The organism is Methylobacterium terricola (assembly GCF_006151805.1).
GTDB classification, from domain to species: domain Bacteria; phylum Pseudomonadota; class Alphaproteobacteria; order Rhizobiales; family Beijerinckiaceae; genus Methylobacterium; species Methylobacterium terricola.
This window is the reverse complement of record NZ_VDDA01000003.1, coordinates 414738-432766: the sequence shown is the minus strand read 5'-3', so window position 1 is coordinate 432766 and position 18029 is coordinate 414738. Positions and strand designations below refer to the sequence as shown.

Sequence of the window (18029 nt, the reverse complement as noted above, 5' to 3'; positions counted from 1 at the left end):
TCGATTCCGGGCCCTCCTGACGGAGAGCCTTGAGGCCGCCCGATGCCCGACCTGCTGCTCGAACTCTTCTCCGAGGAAATCCCCGCCCGCATGCAGCGGCGCGCGGCCGAGGACCTGCGCAAGCTCGTCACCGACGCGCTGGTCGAGCGCGGCTTCCTGTACGAGGGCGCCAAGGCCTTCGCGACGCCCCGCCGCCTCGCCCTCCACGTCGCCGGGCTGCCGCCCCGCGGCCAGGACGTGCGCGAGGAGCGCAAGGGCCCCCGCGTCGGCGCCCCCGAGGGCGCGGTGCAGGGCTTCCTGAAGAGCGCCGGGCTCGCCAGCCTCGACGAGGCGACGATCGTCTCCGACCCGAAGAAGGGCGAGTTCTACGTCGCGGTGATCGAGCGGCCCGGCCGCGAGACGATCGAGGTCCTGGCCGAGATCATCCCGGCCATCGTCAAGAGCTTCCCCTGGCCGAAATCGATGCGCTGGGGCGCGGCCTCGCGCGAGCCGGGCTCCTTGCGCTGGGTGCGGCCGCTGCACTCGATCGTCGCGAGCTTCGGCCCCGAGACCGAGACGCCCGAGGTGGTGCCGTTCTCCATCGACGGGGTCGAGGTGGGATTCACCACCCGCGGGCACCGCTTCCTGGCGCCGCAGCCGATCGAGGTGCGCCGCTTCGCCGATTACCTGCCGGCCCTGGAGCGGGCCTTCGTGGTGCTCGATACGGAGCGGCGCAAGGACATCATCCTGCACGACGCCCGCGACCTCGCCTTCGCCCGCGGCCTCGACCTCGTCGAGGACGAGGGCCTGCTGGAGGAGGTGGCGGGCCTCGTCGAATGGCCGGTGACCCTGATGGGCGCCTTCGACGAGCGCTTCCTCGCGATTCCCCCGGAGGTGATCCGCGCCACGATCCGGGCGAACCAGAAATGCTTCGTGCTGCGCGGGAAGCCCGGCCCCGACGGGCGCGAGCGCCTGGCCAACGCCTTCATCCTGGTCTCGAACCTCGTCGCCTCCGACGGCGGCGCGGCGATCGTCGCCGGCAACGAGCGGGTGGTGCGCGCGCGCCTCTCCGACGCGGCGTTCTTCTGGGAGACCGACCGCAAGGTCCGGCTGGAAGACCGGTTGGCGAAGCTCGAGAACATCGTGTTCCACGAGAAGCTCGGGACACAGGCCGCACGCGTCGCGCGGATCGCCGGTCTCGCCCGGGCGCTCGCGCCCGTGGTCGGGGCCGATGCGGACCTCGCCGAGCGCGCCGCCCGCCTCGCCAAGGCCGACCTCGTCACCGAGATGGTCGGCGAGTTCCCCGAGTTGCAGGGCCTGATGGGCCGCTACTACGCCGCCGAGCAGGGCGAGGCCCCGGCGGTCGCCGCCGCGATCGAGGAGCATTACAAGCCGCTCGGCCCCAGCGACCGCGTGCCGTCCGAGCCGGTCTCGGTGGCGGTGGCGCTCGCCGACAAGCTCGACACCCTGGTCGGCTTCTGGGCGATCGACGAGAAGCCGACGGGAAGCAAGGACCCTTATGCCCTGCGGCGGGCGGCGCTCGGGGTCATCCGCCTGGTTCTCGCCAGCGAGGCGCGGCTCTCCCTGCGGGCGCGGATCGCCACCGCGGCCTCCGGGCACGGCCGGGAGGCGGACGCCTTCGCGGACGACCTCCTCGCCTTCTTCGCCGACCGGCTGAAGGTCTACCTGCGCGACCAGGGCGCCCGTCACGACCTGATCGACGCCGTCTTCGCCCTCCCCGGCCAGGACGACCTGCTGATGGTGGTGCGCCGGGTCGAGGCGCTCGGCCGCTTCCTCGACACCGAGGACGGCAAGAACCTGCTCGCCGGCTATCGCCGGGCCGCCAACATCCTGCGCATCGAGGAGAAGAAGGATGGCCGCGCCTACGATGCCGCGCCGGACCGGGCCCTGATGAGCCTGCCCGAGGAATCGGCGCTCGCCGAGGCGCTCGACCGCGCCGGCACCGCGGCGGCCAAGGCGGTCGCGGCGGAGGATTTCGAAGGCGCGATGCGGGCGCTCTCGACCCTGCGCGCGCCGGTCGACGCCTTCTTCGACCAGGTGACGGTGAATGCCGAGGATGCTGGCTTGCGCGCCAACCGCCTCGCCCTGCTCAATGCGCTCCGGGCGGCCACGCGGGAAGTGGCCGAGTTCTCGCGCATCGGCGGCGAGGGCCGCTGAGTTCGGAAGCTAACATAAGTTGCGTTGCACCGGAGCCTCAGTACTGAACCAGGGAACGAGTTAACGACATTTTCATTGTTCGTCGCCGGCGAGAACCGGTACAACCTGAACCGGTTCGATTCTCATCAACAGGACGTGGTCGGCGCCGAATCTCGGCGAGGAGGGACGGGCCGTGCCGCACGCCACTGCGAGGTGGGGCGTCAGGCCCGCGGCCCCTCTCGGGATTCGGGGCCGAACCGGGGATCCAAGCAGGAGACAGGCACGATGGCGCTCGGCGGCAAGGCCCGACCCACGGAGCAGGCAGACCCCCGGACATCGGCGGCGTCCGCGCCGGGCAGCGCGCAGCGGGACGAATCGGTGCGCAGGCAGGTGCGCGCCCATGTGCAGCAGGTCCTGCGGCAGGTGCGTCAGCAATCTGCCCCTCGCCCCTCAACCGAGGGGAATTGAGCGTACGAGCCGGCCGGCGCCGTCGCGGATCTCGAGCTGCCAGCCCGGTCCCAGGAGCGGGAGGTCGCCGCTCGCCCGCATCTCGGCGATCACCGCCCGCGCCTCGGCCTCAGCCTGGTCCGGAGTGTCGGCCTCGACGCCCGTCGGGTCCTCGATCGCGCGAGCAGGACCGACCAGGTTGAAGAAGTAGCGCTGCGGCATGAGGCTGACCACGATCGGGGAACGGGACCGGCATCGACGACCGGCCCGGTCGGTGGAGCGTCGAGACCGTCCGACGTTACCAGCCGGGTTCCGCCCTGGCATGTCAGGGAAAAGGCGAGTTGGTCGCGGGCGTGAGCGATTCCGCGCCTGCCGCGTTCCTCCGAAGGGAGAGGGCGGCCGCCCCCCTGCTCCCACGGCCCGGCCCCGGGTGATCGGCGGAACACGGCGCGGCAGAGACAGGCCGACGATGCTTCAGGACACAGCCCGACCGACCCACGCGACGCGGCCGGTCCCGGACAAGCCCCGGGTCTCGGCCCGCGGGCTGGTGCTCACCACCCTCGGCGTGGTGATCGGCAGCGCCGGCTACTATGCCTCCTGGCGCTTCCAGACCCCGATCGGCACGCTGGGCGGCATCGCCGGCCTCGCGCTCTGCGTCATCGGCACCAGCCACGGCCACGACGCGTCCCACGCCGCCTGATCGATCGCGCGGATCCGGCGCGACCCTGCGGCGAAGTGGACATGGGGACGGGTGATCCTCCCTGGCGGCGGGGGCGTTGGTGGGGAGACCCGAACAGGAGACGATCCCGATGAGCGCCAATTCCCCCGAGCACCGCACCGGCCACGACATCGACCGCGTCGATCAGGTCAGCAGCGTCACGCTGCTCGGCTTCGCCGTCGTCGGCGCCGCTCTCACGGTCGCGATCAACGCGATGGTATTCTGAGCGGTGCGAGCGGGTGGTCCGACCGGTTGCGAGCGTGACCGCCCCGATCAGCCGGTCGACCTCTCGACGTCGACCCCGGATCCGCGAAAGCGGGGTTCGGGACGACGCGGAGACTGACCCCGGCGCGGGTCCGTGCCGCGCGACAGCGGCACCGGCCCGCGCCGACAATTCAGCCGCGAGACGGCAAGCCATCGACGGATTCCGGTCGGCTCCGTTCCGGTGCTCTGCCGATCCGAACGCAGGTCCCGACATCGTCGTCCGCGGCATCTTTCGAGGCACGGTCCGGTGTCGCCCCGCTGTCGGCGGCGGAGCCGACGAGATCGCCGATCCGGCCGACAAAGGCTGCATCCCTCACCTGGATACGACGTGGGCGACGAGGCCCTTACGTGTCGGCATCGTGTCCGTCGCGCACGCTCCCTCCTGCGAATACCGTGTCGGATCGCATCTGCGCACCGGACAACGCCCCGCCACGGCCCTGAAACCTGCCCCCGGCGCCGGACCTCCATCCGCCGACGCGGCACTCGTCCGGGGACGGGACGGGGAACGCGATGTCCGACCCGGCACCGCGTCGACGCCCCCTCACCGCCGCCAGATCCAGATCCGGTTCGACCGCGCCTGCTCCTCGGCCGCGAGCAGGTCCGGCGTGGCGTCGGCGCTGGCGCGGCCGCCGCCGTTGAACAGGATCAGCTCGGACAGGTCCTGCCCGTCGAGGGAGCAGCGATAGGCGCCGCCATCCGCCGGCGCGCAGGCGACGTCGCGCCGGCGCAGATAGCGGCCGAGCTCGCGGGCGTTGCGGCCGGACAGCCCGTCGACCCCGACGAGCCGCACCGTGCGGCCGTCGAAATCGAGGGTGCCGGTATCGACCACCGCCGGGGTGCCACGCAGGACCGGGCGTCCGGTCGGGTCGCGGTTCGCGAGATCCCGCCCGCGCGGATCGGCATCGGGCTCGGCGACGCTCGCCACCTCCGGCTGTGGCGCCGGGGCCTGACGGGCGGCCTCCGGCTTGCCCATCTCTGCCTTGCCGACCTCCGGCCGGGCCGCATCGGTCCTGCCGGCCTTGGCCCGGGCGGCCAGCGCCTGGCTGACGAAATCGTGCCAGATCCGGGCAGGCAGGTCGCCGCCGGTGACGCCGGCCATCGGGCTGTTGTCGTCGTTGCCGAGCCAGACGCCGACGACGAGGTCGCCGGCGAAGCCCACGAACCAGGCGTCGCGGCTGTCCTGGGTGGTGCCGGTCTTGCCCCCGGCCGGCACCGAGACCCGGGCGTTCTTGCCCGAGCCCTCGCGGATCACGGCGCTCAGCAAGTCGAGCATCCCGGTGCGGGCGGCCTGGTCGCGGGCGGGAACCGGCGCCGTCTGCGGCCGGGTGTAGAGCGCCTGCTCGCGGGCGAGGATCTGGCGCACGCTGTAGGGCTCGACGCTCTCGGCACCCGCCGCCACCGCCGCATAGGCCCGGGTGATCTCGAGGAGCGTGGTCTCGGCCGAGCCGAGGGCGAGGCTCGGGAGGTTCGGCAGGTCCGAGGTGACGCCGAGGCCGCGCGCGGTCTCGATCACCGCCGGGATCCCCACCGCCTCGGCGAGCTGCACCGCCACGGTGTTGATCGAGTGGGCGAAGGCGGTGCGCAGGGTGACGGCGCCGCGGTAGCGCCCGCCATAATTCTCCGGCTCCCACTCGCCCACCTGGGTCGGACGGTCCATCATCGTCGAATCCGGCCGGTAGCCGTCGCGCAGGGCCGTCAGGTAGACGAACAGCTTGAACAGCGAGCCCGGCTGGCGCTTGGCCTGGGTGACGCGGTTGAACTGGCTGTCGGCGTAGTCGCGTCCGCCGACCATCGCCAGGATCGCGCCGTCGGGGGCCATCGCCACCAGGGCGCCCTGCGAGACCTTGCGCCGGTCGCCGTCCTGGTCGAGGCGGCGGGCGATCACGCTCTCGGCGATGTTCTGGAGCGTCAGGTCGAGGGTGGTGCGGACCGTCGCGTCGGCCGGCCCGGCGCCGATCAGGGTCCGGACCGAATCGGCGACGCTGTCGACGAAGTAGTTGGTGCCGACCGGCGTCTCCGTCGGCACCCGGACGGTGGCGGGGGCGCGCCTCGCCGCATCGGCCTCGGCCTTGGCGATCGCGCCGGTCTCCACCATCGCCTCGAGCACCTGGGCGGCGCGGCCCCGCGCCCCGTCGAGGTTGCGGTGGGGCGCGAGCTGCGAGGGGGCCCGCACGAGGCCCGCCAGCATGGCGGCCTCGCTCAAGGCCAGGTCCTTGGCCGGCTTGCCGAAGTAGCGCTGCGCCGCCGCGTCGGCGCCGTACACGCCGGCACCGAAATAGGCGGCGTTGAGGTAGCGGGTGAGGATCTCGTCCTTCGGCAGCTGCGCCTCGAGCCACAGGGCCAGCACCGCCTCCTGCACCTTCCGCTTCAAGGTGCGGTCCTGAGACAGGTAGCTCATGCGGACGAGCTGCTGGGTCAGGGTCGAGCCGCCCTCGCGGGTGCCGCCGGCGGCGGCGTTGCGGAACGCGGCGCGGACGAGGCCGCGCAGGTCGATGCCGTGATGCTCGTAGAAGCGTCGGTCCTCGATCGCCACGATGGCCTTGGCGAGGACCGGCGGCACCTCCTTCGGGGAGAGCTTCGCCCCCTTGATGACGCCGCGGGTGGCGAAGGCCTGGCCGTCGGCGGCCCGCACCACCAGGGCGGACGCGGTGGACTCGACCGTCAGCCCGCCATTCACCGGCAGGGTCGCGAGCGCGTAGACGGTGTAGGCGAGGACGAGGCCGACGACGAGGGCCGCCGCCGCGCCGGCCAGCCGCAGCCACGGCACCCGCCGGGCGAAGGCCGCGGCCGGCCGCCAGGCGGTCGCCGTCGCGGCCGCGGCGCGCCGGGTGGCGGGATGATCCGCGAGGCGACCCAATGTCGCCCGCGCATGCAGGACGCTCTCGCGGGCGGCAGGACCGAGGCGGGCGCCGAACCCGGACGCCGCGCGGCGAAACCCGGCGAACCGGGCCTCGCCGGGCGCGGCATCAGGTGGTGCGGCATCGGGTGGAGCGGCCGGCGCCCCGGCGGCGGGCCGAGCCCCCCCGAGATCGAGCCAGTCGCGGGGGCGTCCCTCGGAGCCGGGTTCGGGCGGCCGCTCGCTCAAGGCTCAGCGTCCGACCTGGCGGGGCTCGATCCAGCGCACCGGCCGGGCGGCGGCCGGGCGGCTGAAATGCAGCCGGCGGGCGTGATGGCGGCCGCGGATGTGACGGCGGCCGTAATGCCGGCGGTGGTGCCAATGGCGCCGGTAATGCCAGTGCCGGCGGTAGTGGCGGCGATGGTGCCAGTGGCGGCGATGCCAGTGCCGCCGGTGCCAGTGCCGGTGGCGGCGCCAGCGCACGGTCTCGACGGTGGAGGGCTGGTCGAGGGCGGTGGTGACGGCGGCGCTCGGCATCAGCGGCGAAGCGCCGGCGAGACCGCCGAGGCCGGTGAGCAGGAACAGGGCCAGCAGCAGGGTACGAATGCGCATCGGGGCTCCGGGCAGTGAGTGCGGGCGGCGCGGTGCGGCACCGGAATGCCGCCGCCCCACGAAGACCGGAACTCAACGCCAAGCTCTGCCGTTCCGTTCCCGCGGGCGGCATGCGCACGCCAAGCCTGGCAGTTGCGCGGGGACGCGATAAGTTGTGAGGGTCACGCGGTCCTTCGCGCCTGGCGCGACGCCCGATCGCACGGCACCCGGGCGCCGCGCTAGGTCTTTGTCGTGGCCGCGTTTTCTGCGACGAACCGGCATCCGCTGGTCGGACGGTGCTTTGAGGAGAGATATGCCATGCGGCCGGGCGTGAAGCGGCTCTATCGGTGGATCGCGGCGGCGGCGCTGCTCGCCGGCGGCATCAGCGCGGCGGAGGCCGGCTGCGTCCGGCGCGTCGTCAACCGCTCGCCCTATTTCGCGGTGGCGAGCCGCAACGACGGTCCCAGCGTCGGCATCCCGCCGCATTCCTCGCGCTCGATCCGCATGATGGCGCCGGGCAAGGTGGAGATCGCGGCGTATTGCGCCGCGCGGGGCCCGCGCGGGCGGCTCGTGCCGGTCGGGCCGCCGGTGGCACAGGACAGCTACACGTTCACGGCGATCATCGACCGCTGCTACTACGATCTCGGCCTGATGCGCTTCGGCCAGGGCGGCACCGAGCCCTTCGTGCTCAATGCCCCGCGCCAGGGCGACCTGACGGTCGGCCCGTTCGGCGCGGCCTGCCCGCCCCGGTTCTGACGGCGCGAACCCCGCGCCCCGGATGCTGAAAACCGGGCTTGCGCCCGGCGGGTGGAATGGCTAGTAAGCCCCCGTCGGCGCTCGCAGCGAGCACCGGCCGGCATTCCCCGATAGCTCAGTTGGTAGAGCAGGCGACTGTTAATCGCCTTGTCGTAGGTTCGAGTCCTACTCGGGGAGCCACTTCTCCTTCTCCTGACCGTGTCTCTTCTCACCGGCAACGCTTTGGCGGCCGGTGGATTGTCAGGCCGTCACCCCTCTCCCTGGTTCATTCGCCGGAACGCCGCCGGGCTCGCCCCCGCGCGCGCCGCGAAGAAGCGCGAGAAATACGCCGGATCGTTGAAGCCGAGATCGAAGGCGATCTTCGAGACCGGCAGCGTGGTGTAGAGGAGGCTGCGCTTGGCCTCGAGCATCAGGCGATCGTGCAGGATGCCTTGCGGCGAGCGCCGCACCGCCTCCGTGCAGGCGGCGTGCAACCGATCCGGGCTGACGCCGAGCGCCTCCGCGAAGCGGGCGAGCGGCCAGCCCTCGCGCAGATGCGCCTCGACCAGCCGGCGGAAGCGGCGGTGCAGGTCGGCGCGGGCCTGGGCCGCGGGCTCGGTGATCGAGCGGGCGGCGCGGGTGCGCAGCACGCCGACGACGAGGAGCTTCACCAGCGCGGCGACCGCGCTCGCCGCCCCCGGCAGGGCGCCGGCGGCCTCCCGCATCAGGGTCTCGACGAGAGCCGCGAGGTCGAGGTCGATCTCCTCCGGCGAGCCGGGTCGTCCGCTGAACGTCGCCTCGGCGGCGCTGCGCAGGCGCGCCGCGTCCGGATCGGGATCGAGCACGGCGGCGAGGAAGTCGTCGGCGAGCGACAGCACGACCCCGTCGGTGCCGGGCCGGAACGAGAAGGCGTGCACCACGCCGGACGGGACCCAGACCAGCCAGGGCGCGGAGAATTCCTCCCGGTTCGCGTCGAGCGACAGGGCGCCGTGGCCGCGCGTGACGACGAGCCCCTGGGTCAGCGCGCCGTGGCGGTGGGGCGCGATCTCCCAATCGTGCAGGGCCGCGCTGGTGCCGATCCGCTCGGCATGGACGAAGCTCGGCACCGTCGCCGCGGCGGTCTCGCCGTAGAGGCGAAACACCGGGATCGGCCGCTCCCGCCGCATCTGCATCGCCGTCTCCTCCCGGCTTGAGGCTAATGCCGGGCGCCGGATCCGTCCAAGAAATTCCGGGGCGCGTCCATGGCCGGCCGGGCGCCCGGCGGCTAGCGTCCGGACATCGAACCGGACCAGTTCCAACCTGCTGATCCGGCGCATGAAACCTGTGTGCGGTGCAGCACCGGCCGTCTCGCCGGCGGGAGCTTTCGGGCCCTGACGCCCGGCGACCCGATAAGGCCAAGCCTCGGCGCCGCACCACCGACCCTTCAGCGAGGCGCAGACCCGCGGGGCGATGACGAGGGAGAGAACGATGACGGACCCGAAGGGCTTCCCCCTGAATGCCTGGTACGCCGCCGCCTGGGATCACGAGATCGGCCGCGCGCTGACGCCACGCCGGATCTGCGACAAGGACGTCGTGCTCTACCGCCGCACCGACGGCGCCGTCGCGGCGCTGGAGGATGCCTGCTGGCATCGGCTGCTGCCGCTGTCGCTCGGCCACCTCAAGGGCGACCAGGTGATGTGCGGCTATCACGGCCTCGTCTTCGACGCGTCCGGCCGCTGCACCTTCATGCCGGCGCAGGAGACCATCAACCCTTCGGCCTGCGTGCGCGCCTTCCCGGCGGTCGAGCGCTACCGCTTGGTCTGGCTCTGGATGGGCGATCCCGCGCTCGCCGATCCCGACCTCGTGCCCGACTTCCACTGGAACAGCGACGCGCCGTGGGTCGGCGAGGGCGGCACCTTCTACGGCCTCAAGTGCAATTACCGGCTGGTCATCGACAACCTGATGGACCTGACCCACGAGACCTACGTGCATGCCGGCAGCATCGGCGACGACGCGATCACCCGCAACCCGTTCGACGTGACCCATACCGACCGGTGCGTCACGGTGGAGCGCTGGATGGAGAACATCGAGCCGCCGCCGTTCTGGGCGAGGAACCTCGGCAAGCCCGGCCATGTCGACCGCTGGCAGATCATCCGGTTCGAGGCCCCGACGGTGGTGGCGGGCGATGTCGGGGTGGCGCTCGCCGGCACCGGGGCGCGGCAGGGCGACCGGTCGCAAGGCGTCAACGGCTTCTTCCTGGCGGCGATCACCCCGGAGACCGCGACGAGCTGCCACTATTTCTGGAACTTCGTGCGCAACTGGCGCACCGACGACGAGGACTTGACCAAGGCCCTCAACCGGGCCCACGTCAACGACGGCAAGGGCGTCTACGACCAGGACCACGACGTGCTGGAAGCCCAGCAGCGGGCGATCGACCGCCAGCCGCGCCAGCCGTTCTACAACCTCAACATCGATGCCGGCTCGCTCTGGGCCCACCGCCTGATCGACGGCATGATGGCGAAGGAGGGCCGGGGCCCCACTCAGAATGACCCGGCCAAGGGGGGTGCGGCCAAGGCGGCCCCGTCCGTCGGCATCGCGGCGGAGTAGCCGCCATGGCTCCGACCGACTGGCTCCCCGCGCGCCTGCGCGCCGCCTGGGCGCTGACGCCCGACATCCGCCTGCTGGAGATCGAGCCGGAATCCCCCGGGGCGCTCGCCGCACCCGGCAGCCATCTCGGGGTGGCGGTGATGATCGGCGAGCGGCCGGATACCCGCTCCTACTCGCTCATCGATTCCGGCGCCGACGGGCTCTATCGCATCGCCGTGAAGCGGCTGCCCGACAGCCGCGGCGGCTCGGCCTACATGCACGGGCTGGAGCCCGGCGCACGCCTCAGCATCTCCGGCCCGCGCAACCATTTCGGCCTCACCCTCGGCCGCCCCGGCTACCTGCTCGTCGCCGGCGGCATCGGCATCACGCCGCTCCACGCCATGGCGCTGGCCCTGCATCGGTCCGGTGCCCGGTTCCGCCTGCTCTACGCGGCGCGGACCCGGCAGGACCTGGCGCTCGCCGATGGCCTGAAGGCGCGGATCGGCGACCGGCTCGAGACCGTCACCGATGACGAGGGCGGGCGGATCGATCTCGACGCGGCGATCGCGGACCTCGCCCCCGGCGGCGAGGCGTATGTCTGCGGGCCCTACCGGATGATGGAGGCGGCCCGCCGGGCCTGGTCGGCCTCCGGCCGGCCGGTGCAGGCCTTGCGCTTCGAGACCTTCGGCACCGGCGGCCGCCACGCCACCGAGGCGTTCACCGTGCGCATCCCGCGGCTGTCCCGGGAGATCGTCGTCCCGCGCCACCAGACCATGCTGGAGGCGCTGGAGGCGGCCGGCGTCGGGATGATCCACGATTGCCGGCGCGGCGAGTGCGGCCTGTGCACGGTGAAGATCCTGGAAACCGACGGCACGGTCGATCACCGCGACGTGTTCTTCAGCGAGGCCCAGAAGGCGGCGAACGCCCAGCTCTGCACCTGCGTGTCGCGGGTGGTGGGCGGCGGGATCACGATCGATACGGCGGACCGGGCGGGGTGAGGCGACGCGGTTCGGCCGAGCCCGTCGAACCGACGCTCCTCATCAAGCGCCAACGTCATCCCGGGGCTCGCCACAGGCAGGAGCCCGGGATGACGCGGAGGGTGGCGGGATCGCCTGTTGAACCAAAAACAACGATGACATCGACGGGAGGACACATGTCCATCGCACAGGATACTTCCGACCCCCGCGCCGCCATCCGCGGGGGCGCCATGACCCCGTTCCAGGTCGCCGCCGTGGCGGTCTGCGTGCTGATCTGCGCGCTGGACGGATTCGACGTGCTGGTGGTCGCCTTCACGGCCGCCTCGATCGCCAAGGACTTTGCCCTCAAGCCGACCGATCTCGGCCTGCTGTTCAGCGCCGGCCTCGCCGGGATGGGCCTCGGCGCCCTTCTGATCGCACCGCTGAGCGACCGCTTCGGCCGGCGCACCACGCTGCTCCTGTGCCTCGCCATCCTGTGCCTGGGGATGCTGGCGGCCGCCGCGGTGAGCACCCTGACCGAGCTCGCCCTGGTGCGGCTGTTCACCGGACTCGGCATCGGCGGCGGGCTCGCCACCGTCAACATCGTGGTGGCGGAATACGCCACCGACCGCTGGCGCAACCTGTCGATCTCGCTGATGTCGCTCGGCTATCCCCTCGGTGCGACCCTCGGGGGCGCGTTCTCGGTCACCCTCATCGCGGCCTATGGCTGGCGCTCGGTCTACGTCTTCGGCGGCCTCGTGGCTTTGGCCCTGGTGCCGGCGGTGCTGGCCTTCCTGCCGGAATCGCTCGACTACCTCATCGCCCGCCGGCCCGCCGGGGCGCTCGCCAAGGTCAACCGGGTGCTCGCCCGCCTGAACCGCCCGGCGCTGGCCGCCCTGCCGGCGCCCTCGCGCGCCGAGGCCGAGGCCGGCGCCAGCCTCGCGGCCGTCGCCCGCCCGCCCTATCGCACCCGCACGCTCGCGGCCTGCGCGGCGTATTTCTGCGTGATGACGACCTGCTACTTCTTCCTGAGCTGGACCCCGAAGGTGCTGACGGAACTGGGCCTCAGCGTCAGCGGCGGCATCTCGGGGGCGATGCTGATGAATCTCGGCGGTGCGGCCGGCTGCCTGCTGTTCGGGTTCTTTGCCCGCCGGGCCGGGACGCGCCGGCTCGCCGCCGCCTTCATGGTCGGGCTGTTCCTCGCCGCCACGGTGTTCGGCCACGTGCCGGCGACGCCGGCCGCGCTCCTGGCCGCCACGCTCGCCATCGGCTTCTGCCTCTACGGCTCGATCAACGCGATGTACGCGGTGGTGCCGCCGATCTTCCCGGCCCCGGTGCGGACCACCGGCACCGGGCTCGCCATGAGCGTCGGCCGCCTCGGCGCCGTCGCCGGGCCGTCGCTCGCCGGGATGCTGATGGCGGCGGGCTGGGAGCGGCCGGATTACTGCCTGGCATTGGCACTGCCGATGCTCGCCGCCGTCCTGTGCCTGCGCTGGGTCGCGGCCGGCGAGCCGGCGGAGACCGCGCGGACGGTGCCGGGCGCGGTGTCACCGGTGCGGGGCTGAAGCCCCGGCGCCGATCGGCCGCGACGGCCCGCACCGGCCGTCGCGGCCGGGCTTTTCGGTCAGTGCCCGGTCCGGCGCAGGTGGCGGATCAACGCCGCGCCCTCGGGCGACGGCGCCCGCTCGATCCGGCGATAGTCCCGCCCGTCGAGGCTCCGGGTCATCAGCCCGATATGGCACAGGGTGCGCCGAAGGATGGCGGGATCGCCGAACCGATGGAGCGCGGTCAGCACGTCGCTGATCTGCCGCTCGTCGAACGCGCGCCCCGCCGGGATCCTCGCCCACAGCCCCCAGAGGCAGAGATCCTGGATCGACCTTTGGGCCGGCCAGCGCTGCAACCGCCCCTGCGGATCGAAGTGGCGGGCGGCGCGCATTACGGCGGCAGGATCGGCCTCGGCGGGCTCGGGCCGGTCCTCCGGCGGGCGATGGTCGCCTCGGGCGCGGAACTGCTGGAAGTTGCGGTGGCCGGCGGCGCGGGCCAGCATGTTCAGCATCTCGACGTGGCTGGGCACCTGGCTCTGTGTCGCCCGCGCCGTCCATTGGGCGCGCAGGGACTTGGCGAGGGCCGACACGTCGCCGGTCGTGAAGGGAATCGGGTCTCTCGGCACGGTCATTCTCCGTGTGCCGACCTTCAATCAGGTGTCGAGGGCCACCGGCTTTCGACGCGGCACGGGAATGAGCGATGCCGAAGGGGAATGGACAGGTTTAGCTCCCCTCGCGGGGCGGTGACGCCTGGGTGACTGCCGACCCACGCGAGAACCTAGCCGGTTTCGTGCCGGCCGCAAGCGGAATGCGTCCCGGCCCTTCCTCACAGCCACCGTCCGACCACGGGCCACCGCCGCAGCAGCGCGGCGCCGGCCCAGCTCGCGCCGAGCGCGACGGCAAAAGTGGCAAGGCCCTTCGCGACGGCCCCGGCCTTCCACCCGAGCAACCCGAACTGCGTCCAGGTCACGACGGGATAGTGCAGCAGGTAGATCGCGAAGCTGTTCGCCGCGAGGCTGTCCCAGGCCGGGCGACGGCCCTCCGCCGCGCGCAGGAACAGGGCCGGCAGCGCGAAGCAGGCGGCGGCGCAGAAGACGGCCTGCGCCGCGCCGACGAGGGCGAGCGCCGACCGGGCCGGCATGTGGAGCGCCGCGCCGAGCCGGTGCGCCGCGACGAAAGCCATCCCGGCCGCCACCGCGAGCGCGACCCAGAGCCCGCAGCGGCGGGCGAGCGCCCGCCCGAACCCGGCGACCATCGGCCTGCCGCCCCGGCCGAGCCAGGCCCCGGCGGCGAAATAGGCTGCGTAGAGGCCGACGCGACTGCCCTGGATCGCGAGCGGTCCCACCGCGAACCAGCGGCTCGGGCCGACCGCGAGGAGCAGCGGCAGGAAGACCAGGGAGGTGACGGCGAGGAGCCCGACGAAGCCCCGGCCCGGGCGCGGCGTCTCCCCGGGTGGGGCCGGCCACCCGCGCGGCGCGAGCACGAGCATCAGCGCGGCGGCGGCATCGAACAGCAGCAGGACGCCGATGAACCAGGGCGGCCCGCTCGGCCACGGCCCGGTGGTGACCGTGGCGAGCCAGAAGGCCGCGAAACCCGGTGCGCCGCCGGCTTGGAGGAAAGAGGGATAGTAGGCGAGCGGCACGAGCGTCAGCTCGGCGACGACGAAAGGCACGAGGAGGCGGCCGAACCGCGCCCTCAGATAAGCGCCCGCCCCCTTGCGCACGAGGCCGTCCCGGACGAACAGCCCCGAGAGCCCGAACAGCAGCGGCATGAAGAAGCCGTCATTGAGCAGCACCGCGAGATCGAACCCGATCCAGCGCCGCACATCGACGATCGGCGCCGTCGACAGGGGGTAATGGACCCGGTCGATATGCCCGAAGGTGCAATAGGCCAGCACCGCATGATGCAGGACGACGAGGCCGACGACGAATCCCCGCATCCGGTCGAGGGCGACGAGGCGCCCGGCCGCCGCGGCCGGGGAGGATCGGTGAGGGTCTTGCACCATCGCGGGACCGGCTGACGCAGCGTTCCCTTGTAGGCGCGGCCCCGGCCGGGTTCCAGCGGCCGCGCGGGCATCGCCTTCCGATGTCGCGGCGCTATGTCGTCCTCTGCGGAACCCTGCGGCGGGCCTCCCGCGACGAGGGAGTCCCGTGAAGATCATCCACGACGATCCGCCGATGCGCGAGGAGATCGCGGCCGGTTTCTATCCCGCCTTCGAGGATCGCTGGCGCCGGGCCGAGATGATCGGGCGCGGGCTGATGCTGGCCTTCGTGGTCGTCTGCGCCCTCGGGCTCCTCGGGCGGGGTCCGTTCAGCGAGCATACCCGCGCCAACAGCGACGGGTCGATCGTCATCCACTACGAGCCGGTGACGCGCTTCGGCGCGCCGACCATCGTGCGCCTCGACACCAGGGTGCCGCCGGGCGGCGATCAGGTCGCGGTGACGATCGCCAAGGAGCTGGTCGACCTGTTCGGCCTCGAGAGCATCACGCCGCGGCCGCAGACCTGGCAGGTGGCGGGGAGCAACATCCGCCTCGTCTTCCCGGTGCTCAAGGGCGAGACGCACGCGGTGATCCGCTTTACCGGCTCGCCGAGCTTCCGTGGCGGCGTCAATCTCACCGCTCGCCTCGACGAGGGCGAGACCCTGTCCTGGTCGCAATTCGCGGTGCCGTAGATGAACACCGTCCTCAAGGCCGCGGCGGCCTACATCATCGTGCTGTTCGTCATCCGGCTGATCGGGCGCCGTACCGCGAGCCAGCAGGCGCCGATCGACATGGTGGTGCTGTTCCTGTTCGGCGGCCTCTCGGTCAGCGCCGTGCTGGGCGACGACCGCTCCTTCGTCGGCGCGATGAGCGCCCTGTTCACCGTCGGCCTGATGCACGTCGCGGTGTCGTGGCTGAAGCTGCGCTTCGTCTGGTTCGAGCGCATCGTCGACGGCACGCCGATCGTGGTGTTTCGCGACGGCCGCTGGAACGAGACCGCGATGCGCCGCCTGCGCATGCAGCAGGCCGACATCCGCACCGCCGCCCGCCAGGAGAAGCTCGACGACCTCGACCAGGTCGCCGCGGCCATCGTCGAGCGCGACGGCACCGTGTCGATCCTGGAGAAGAAATAGGGCTTCAGCGCAACCCCGCCGGCCGCTCCCCCACCGCCCAGGCGAGCGCCTGCTCCAGCCGGTCGTTGCCCCAGAACAATTCGCCGTCCTCGGTCAGGAAGCTCGGGGCGCCGAACAGGCCGCGGGACTTCGCCTCCTCGCCGATCGAGCGCAGGCGGCTCTTCACCGCTTCCTGGGTCGAGGCGCGGATCAGGGCCGGACCGTCGAGGTCGAGGCCGTTGAGGAGGGCGGAGATCGCCGCGGGCTCGGCGATCGAGGCGCCTTGCGCGAACTCGGCCGCGTAGACCGCCCGGACATAGGCGCCGATCCACGGCTCCTCGGCACCGTGCACGGCGACCCGGGTCGCCGCCAGGCTGTTCTGGGGGAAGCTCTCGGGCCGCACCAGGGGCGGCAGGCCGAGATGCGCGGCCTCGCGGGCGAGGTCCCGCCACATGTGGCGGCCCTTGGCCGGGTAGAGGTTGAACGGCGACGAGGTCCAGCCTTGCGCGGCGAAGACCGGGCCGAGCAGGAACGGGCGCCAGCGCAAGGACACCCCGGCGGCCTCCGCCAGGGCCTCGATCCGCGTCGCGGCGAGATAGGAATAGGTGGATGCGAACTCGAACCAGAATTCGAGCGTGGGCCGGCGCGGCATCGCACCCCTCCGTTGGACTGATCGCGCACCTTCGCGTCCGCGCGCCCCGCCCACAAGCGTCGCCGCGGGCGTCGCTTCGCCACGGGCCGTCGAGGGAACTTCGGCAGCGCGGTTGCACGTGGCCCAGGCGGGCTGGTAAGCCCGCGCCGGTTCATCCGTTCTGCATCGATCCGAGGCTCGCCCCGCATGTCCGACCAGCCCCAGAAGCGCGTGAAGAAGGTCGTGCTCGCCTACTCGGGCGGCCTCGACACCTCGATCATCCTCAAGTGGCTCCAGACCACCTATGGCTGCGAGGTGGTGACGTTCACCGCCGATCTCGGCCAGGGCGAGGAGCTGGAGCCGGCCCGCCGCAAGGCGGAGCTGCTCGGCATCAAGCCCGAGAACATCTTCATCGAGGACCTGCGCGAGGAATTCGTCCGCGACTACGTCTTCCCGATGTTCCGGGCCAACGCCCAGTACGAGGGCATCTATCTGCTCGGCACGTCGATCGCCCGTCCGCTGATCGCCAAGAAGCAGATCGAGATCGCCGAGCGCGTCGGGGCCGATGCGGTGTCCCACGGCGCCACCGGGAAGGGCAACGACCAGGTCCGGTTCGAGCTCGGCTACTACGCGCTGAAGCCCGACGTGACGGTGATCGCCCCCTGGCGCGAGTGGGATTTCCGCTCCCGCGAGTCGCTGATCGCCTTCGCCGAGGCCCACCAGATCCCGATCGCCAAGGACAAGCGCGGCGACGCGCCGTTCTCGGTCGACGCCAACCTCCTGCACGCCTCCTCCGAGGGTAAGGTGCTGGAGGATCCGGCCGAGGTGGTGCCGGACTACGTCTACTCGCGCACCCTGTCGCCCGAGGAGGCGCCCGACACGCCGACCGTCATCACCATCGGCTTCGAGCGCGGCGACGCGGTCTCGATCGACGGCGAGGCGCTGTCCCCGGCCACCCTGCTCGCCAAGCTCAACGAGCTGGGCCGCGCCAACGGCATCGGCCGCCTCGACCTCGTCGAGAACCGCTTCGTCGGCATGAAGAGCCGCGGCATGTACGAGACCCCCGGCGGCACCATCCTGCTGCCGGCCCACCGGGCGATCGAGTCGATCACCCTCGACCGCGGCGCGGCCCATCTCAAGGACGAGCTGATGCCGCGCTACGCCGAGCTGATCTATAACGGCTTCTGGTTCTCGCCGGAGCGCGAGATGCTCCAGGCGCTGATCGACAAGAGCCAGGAGATGGTCACCGGCACGGTGCGGCTGAAGCTCTACAAGGGCGGCGTCCACGTCATCGGCCGCGAGAGCCCGAACTCGCTCTACGACCAGGACCTCGTCACCTTCGAGGAAGGCGCCGTCGCCTACGACCACCGCGACGCGGCGGGCTTCATCAAGCTCAACGCCCTGCGCCTGCGCACGCTGGGCCAGCGCAAGCGCAAGCTGGGCGCGTAACCCAAGAAAAAGGCCCGCTCCGGCGACGGAGCGGGCCTCGTGAGCCGACGATGCGGCCGGCGCGA

Annotated in this window: 17 protein-coding genes and 1 tRNA gene; 11 read left to right on the top strand and 7 right to left on the bottom strand. The window is 72.2% G+C overall.

All coding sequences use genetic code 11. From position 1 onward, the window contains the following. The first annotated feature begins 42 nt into the window (after positions 1–42). Positions 43–2157 (top strand): glycine--tRNA ligase subunit beta, encoded by a 2115-nt coding sequence (gene glyS / locus FF100_RS09350; protein ID WP_139035382.1) that lies wholly within the window; start codon positions 43–45, stop codon positions 2155–2157. A 429-nt stretch (positions 2158–2586) separates the two neighbouring features. Here glyS and FF100_RS09345 read toward each other — a convergent pair whose 3' ends face one another. Next, on the bottom strand, positions 2587–2805 hold the full coding sequence (locus tag FF100_RS09345) for a DUF6894 family protein (protein WP_139035380.1): 219 nt from the start codon (positions 2803–2805) through the stop codon (positions 2587–2589). A gap of 247 nt (positions 2806–3052) precedes the next feature. Between FF100_RS09345 and FF100_RS09340 the strand changes: the two genes are divergently transcribed. Both FF100_RS09340 and FF100_RS38325 read left to right on the top strand, forming a co-directional pair. Continuing rightward, positions 3053–3283 carry a hypothetical protein gene (locus FF100_RS09340; RefSeq protein ID WP_139035378.1) on the top strand — a complete coding sequence of 77 codons (231 nt, stop codon included), beginning with the start codon at positions 3053–3055 and terminating at the stop codon, positions 3281–3283. 109 nt (positions 3284–3392) lie between these two features. Beyond that, positions 3393–3527: a hypothetical protein gene (locus tag FF100_RS38325; protein ID WP_281287269.1), complete on the top strand. Its 135-nt coding sequence runs from the start codon at positions 3393–3395 to the stop codon at positions 3525–3527. A 579-nt stretch (positions 3528–4106) separates the two neighbouring features. On the opposite strand, the gene FF100_RS09335 is transcribed toward FF100_RS38325, so the two are convergent. Together FF100_RS09335 and FF100_RS09330 are read right to left on the bottom strand one after the other, a co-directional pair. Then, the gene (locus FF100_RS09335) at positions 4107–6650 is read right to left on the bottom strand and encodes a PBP1A family penicillin-binding protein (RefSeq protein ID WP_139035376.1); all 2544 of its coding nucleotides are present in this window, start codon (positions 6648–6650) and stop codon (positions 4107–4109) included. 3 nt (positions 6651–6653) lie between these two features. Then, positions 6654–7013 carry a hypothetical protein gene (locus FF100_RS09330; protein ID WP_139035373.1) on the bottom strand — a complete coding sequence of 120 codons (360 nt, stop codon included), beginning with the start codon at positions 7011–7013 and terminating at the stop codon, positions 6654–6656. A 297-nt stretch (positions 7014–7310) separates the two neighbouring features. On the opposite strand from FF100_RS09330, the gene FF100_RS09325 reads away from it, so the two are divergent. Together FF100_RS09325 and FF100_RS09320 are read left to right on the top strand one after the other, a co-directional pair. Further along, the gene (locus FF100_RS09325) at positions 7311–7748 is read left to right on the top strand and encodes a hypothetical protein (RefSeq protein WP_139035371.1); all 438 of its coding nucleotides are present in this window, start codon (positions 7311–7313) and stop codon (positions 7746–7748) included. Positions 7749–7852: 104 nt separating this feature from the next. Next, positions 7853–7928, top strand: a tRNA-Asn gene (locus tag FF100_RS09320). Positions 7929–7996: 68 nt separating this feature from the next. On the opposite strand, the gene FF100_RS09315 is transcribed toward FF100_RS09320, so the two are convergent. Further along, entirely contained in the window at positions 7997–8899 is a 903-nt protein-coding gene (locus FF100_RS09315) for a helix-turn-helix domain-containing protein (RefSeq protein WP_139035369.1), read from the bottom strand. A gap of 295 nt (positions 8900–9194) precedes the next feature. Here FF100_RS09315 and FF100_RS09310 point away from each other — a divergent pair, with 295 nt between their 5' ends. The 3 genes from FF100_RS09310 to FF100_RS09300 all read left to right on the top strand — a co-directional run bounded on the left by FF100_RS09310 (position 9195) and on the right by FF100_RS09300 (position 12813). Beyond that, positions 9195–10313 (top strand): aromatic ring-hydroxylating dioxygenase subunit alpha, encoded by a 1119-nt coding sequence (locus FF100_RS09310; RefSeq protein ID WP_139035368.1) that lies wholly within the window; start codon positions 9195–9197, stop codon positions 10311–10313. A 5-nt stretch (positions 10314–10318) separates the two neighbouring features. Beyond that, positions 10319–11290, top strand: coding sequence for a PDR/VanB family oxidoreductase (locus FF100_RS09305; protein WP_139035366.1), 972 nt, complete (start codon positions 10319–10321; stop codon positions 11288–11290). A 155-nt stretch (positions 11291–11445) separates the two neighbouring features. Further along, positions 11446–12813, top strand: a complete 1368-nt coding sequence (locus tag FF100_RS09300; protein ID WP_205824815.1) for an MFS transporter — start codon at positions 11446–11448, stop codon at positions 12811–12813. A gap of 59 nt (positions 12814–12872) precedes the next feature. Here the strand turns inward: FF100_RS09300 and FF100_RS09295 are convergent, their stop codons facing one another. Together FF100_RS09295 and FF100_RS09290 are read right to left on the bottom strand one after the other, a co-directional pair. Next, on the bottom strand, positions 12873–13418 hold the full coding sequence (locus FF100_RS09295; protein ID WP_139035364.1) for a DUF2087 domain-containing protein: 546 nt from the start codon (positions 13416–13418) through the stop codon (positions 12873–12875). A gap of 200 nt (positions 13419–13618) precedes the next feature. After that, on the bottom strand, positions 13619–14797 hold the full coding sequence (locus FF100_RS09290; RefSeq protein WP_139035362.1) for an acyltransferase family protein: 1179 nt from the start codon (positions 14795–14797) through the stop codon (positions 13619–13621). Positions 14798–14942: 145 nt separating this feature from the next. Here FF100_RS09290 and FF100_RS09285 point away from each other — a divergent pair, with 145 nt between their 5' ends. After that, positions 14943–15464 (top strand): hypothetical protein, encoded by a 522-nt coding sequence (locus FF100_RS09285; protein WP_139035360.1) that lies wholly within the window; start codon positions 14943–14945, stop codon positions 15462–15464. After that, positions 15465–15905, top strand: coding sequence for a DUF421 domain-containing protein (locus FF100_RS09280; protein WP_139035358.1), 441 nt, complete (start codon positions 15465–15467; stop codon positions 15903–15905). It begins immediately after the preceding gene. A 4-nt stretch (positions 15906–15909) separates the two neighbouring features. On the opposite strand, the gene FF100_RS09275 is transcribed toward FF100_RS09280, so the two are convergent. Next, positions 15910–16536, bottom strand: coding sequence for a 2-hydroxychromene-2-carboxylate isomerase (locus tag FF100_RS09275; RefSeq protein ID WP_139035356.1), 627 nt, complete (start codon positions 16534–16536; stop codon positions 15910–15912). Between the two features lie 186 nt (positions 16537–16722). Here FF100_RS09275 and FF100_RS09270 point away from each other — a divergent pair, with 186 nt between their 5' ends. Next, positions 16723–17964 carry an argininosuccinate synthase gene (locus tag FF100_RS09270; protein WP_139035355.1) on the top strand — a complete coding sequence of 414 codons (1242 nt, stop codon included), beginning with the start codon at positions 16723–16725 and terminating at the stop codon, positions 17962–17964. The last annotated feature ends 65 nt before the right edge of the window (positions 17965–18029 follow it).